Here is a 3372-nt window from a genome sequence, read left to right on the forward strand (position 1 = left end):
CCGGCCTTCGCCGGTGACGGCTACCAGGCCCAGACCGGCCCGCGGGGCTTCACCACGGCGCCGTAGGCGAGACGCCGGGCAGAGCCGGCGCCCCCTCGGCCGGAGGGCGCATCGCGTTGGGCTGCCGCCGCCAGTCAGAAACCGGTGCACGGCACGGGGTTACAGTTGACGAACATCTCCGGAGCCGGGGGGTCCGCTTGAAGTTCAACGTCTCCTTCTACGACGCCTTCCGATCGAGCCTGAAGGACCTGACCACAGCCGAGCAGGGCGCGGTGATGACCGCGCTGGTCGAGCTGGCCGAGGACCCCAGCAGCCCGGGGCTCAACGTCCATCGCGTGGGGGACGCCGCCACCAAGTGCTGGTCGGCCCGGGTCAACGACGACATCCGCATCATCTTCTTCTGGGTGGAGCAGACGATAGTGCCGGCCTACGTGGCGCATCACGACGCGGCGTACCGCTGGGCCGAGGGCAGGGCGCTCGACGTCCACCCCGACACGGGGGCAGCCCAGATCGTGGTCGTGGGCGAGCGCCGCGAAGAGATCGTCATCCGCGTCAAGAAGCGCGAGGAGTACGACCCGCTGGCGGAGCGGCCGTTCAGGCACCTGACCGACGCCGAGCTCCTGGCCTACGGCACGCCCAGGTCTTGGCTCGACACGGTGCGCTCCGCCACGGTGAAGGCTTTCCTCGAGGAGATCGGCGACGCGCTGCCCGCCGAGTCGTGCGAGTTCCTGATGGCCGTGGCGTCCGGCGAGACGCCGCCCCCGCCGCCGCAGCGTGGCAAGAACCCGTTCACGCACCCCGACGCCAAGCGCAGGTTCTTCGTGGTGGAGTCCGACGACGACCTGAAGCGCGCGCTCCAGCTCGAATGGGAGCAGTGGATGCTCTACCTGCACCCCGCTCAGCGCGAGGCGGTCGAAAGGGACTTCGCGGGGCCCGCGCGGGTGACGGGCGGGCCGGGGACGGGCAAGTCCGTGGTGGCGGTGCACCGCGCCGCCCGCCTGGCGCGTGAGGGTCGCGGGCGGGTGCTGCTCACGAGCTTCTCGCGGACCCTGGCCGCCCACCTCAGGCAGCAGGTCGACAAGCTCATGGCCGGCGACCCGGCGCGCTCGCGCATCGACGTCGTGCACCTGCACCAGCTCGCCGTCGACCGGCTGGCCGAAGCGAAGGGCGCTGGCGTGAGGGTCGCGGACAACGCGGCGGTCGGTAGGGCGGCGAAGGCCGCCGCCGAGCGGCTCGAGGCGTCCTGGGTCACGCCGGCGTTCCTCGAGGCCGAGTGGAGCATGGTGGTCGACCCCTACGGGGTGAGCTCCTGGGAGGAGTACGCCCAGGTGGACCGCCCGGCGCGCGGCACCCCGCTGAACCGGTCGCAACGCGAGGACGCCTGGCAGGGGCTCGCGGCGATGCGCGGGTCGCTGGAGGGGCAGGGGCTGGCGACGTGGTCGGGCGTCTGCTGGGACCTCGTCGACCTCCTCGACGCGAGCGGCGAGAGGCCCTACGCCCACGTGATCGCCGACGAGGTGCAGGACTTCGGTCCCGCCGAGCTGAGGCTGCTGCGTGCCCTGGCCGAGCCCGGCACGAACGACGTCTTCCTGGCCTCGGACGCGAACCAGCGGATCTTCAAGCCGTACACGCCGGTCGCGAGGGCGGGCCTCGAGGTGCGAGGGCGCTCGATCACGCTACGCGTGAACTACCGCATGACGGAGCAGATCCGCCGGCTGGCCGACGGGATCGCCTCGGGCAAGCAGGAGTGCGACGAGCCCACCAGCCCCTCCGTGTCGCTCCTGAACGGCGCCGAGCCGGAGGTCCTCGTCCTACCCGGCGTGAACGCGGAGGTCTCCGCCGTCTCCGAGTGGCTGAAGAGGCTCGTGGCGAACGGCTACCGGCCCGGCGAGGTCGCGATCTTCGCGCGGAAGAAGGACCTGCTGCAGGACAGGGCGCACCGCGCCGTGAAGGGCGCCGGCCTGGAGAGCTTCAACCTCGAGTCGGACGAGCCCGCGCCCAGCAACCGCGTGGCGATCGGCACGATGCACAGGAGCAAGGGGCTCCAGTTCCGGGCCGTGGCCGTGATGGGCGTCGAGGACGGCACGGTGCCGCTGGACACCGTGCGCGCCAGGCAGCCCGACGAGGCCGCGCAGCGCGCCTTCCTGGAGATGGAGCGGAACCTGCTCTACGTCGCTTGTTCGCGGGCCAGGGAGAGGTTGATCGTCACCGGTGTCGGAAGACCCTGCGAGTTCCTAGCGCGGTGAGCCTTCGGCTCGAGGAAGACTCAGGTGGCCGGTAGTAGATGGGGGTGCAGCCTATGAGGAGCGGACCGTTCGGCGAGGTCGACCACGGTGACCCTCGCCTCCTCGACGCGCTCCTCAAAGCCACCGGGGCGCTCGAGCGCTGGACGCAGAAGGTGGAGCGGCGTCCCGCGCCGGTAGGCGCTCGGTCGGGAGACGCCGCAGCCAGGTAGTCAGGCGACCGCTCTTGAGACGCTGCAGCCTGGTAGTAAGGCGCCCGGTGGACGCGGCCGGCGCGAGGGGCGACCATGACGACCGTGGCCACGGACCTGCCCACCCTCTACCACCGCGGGAAGTCGGGCGCCCTGTACTCCTGGCGGGTCTGGTCCGAGGGCGCTGACGTCGTCACGGAGTACGGGCTCGTGGACGGCGCGAAGCAGCTCGCCCGCAAGACCGCCAGGCCGAAGAACGTCGGCCGGGCGAACGCCACCACGGCCGAGGAGCAGGCGCTGCTCGAGGCGCGGTCGATGTGGCGGCACAAGCGCGACCGCAAGTACTTCGAGTCGGTCGAGGAGGCCATGGGCGAGCTCATCCGCCCGATGCTCGCGCACGACTTCGCGAAGCGCCGGGAGAAGCACATCGACTACCCGGCGTTCGTGCAGCCCAAGCTCGACGGCGTGAGGGCGCTGGCGTTCTGGGACGGCGGGCGCGTGGAGGTGATGAGCCGCAGCGGCAAGAGCTGGCGCGCGCTCGGGACCGTCGAGCACATCGCTGCGGCCCTCGAGCGGGTCCTGCCGCGGCGCCTGATCTTCGACGGCGAGGTCTACGCGCACGGCGAGACGTTCCAGGAGACGACGCGGCTGGTCAAGAAGTACCGCGAGGGCCGCAGCGAGAAGCTCTTCCTGCACGTCTACGACGTGGTCGACCGCGACGCCCTCGACATGCCCTTCAAGGAGCGCTACGCGAACTACCTGAGGCCGCTGCCGGAGAAGCTCGCGGCGCCCCAGCATCTTGAGGTCGTGCGCACCGAGCTCGTCGACCGCGAGGAGGAGGTGTTCGAGCGCCAGCGCGAGTTCGTGGAGCTCGGCTACGAGGGCGCGATCCTCCGCACCGCCGACGGCGTCTACCAGTACGGGGCGCGCAGCTTCGA

At 71.2% G+C, this 3372-nt stretch carries 2 protein-coding genes; both read left to right on the forward strand.

Annotation, left to right across the window (positions count from 1 at the left end; all coding sequences use genetic code 11):
• Positions 1-197: 197 nt before the first annotated feature.
• Positions 198-2246: a 3'-5' exonuclease gene (locus tag VF202_08305; GenBank protein ID HEX7040097.1), complete on the forward strand. Its 2049-nt coding sequence runs from the start codon at positions 198-200 to the stop codon at positions 2244-2246.
• A gap of 284 nt (positions 2247-2530) precedes the next feature.
• The coding region (locus VF202_08310; GenBank protein ID HEX7040098.1) for a hypothetical protein at positions 2531-3372 on the forward strand (842 nt) is incomplete at its 3' end.

Source organism: Trueperaceae bacterium (assembly GCA_036381035.1).
Classification (GTDB): domain Bacteria; phylum Deinococcota; class Deinococci; order Deinococcales; family Trueperaceae; genus DASRWD01.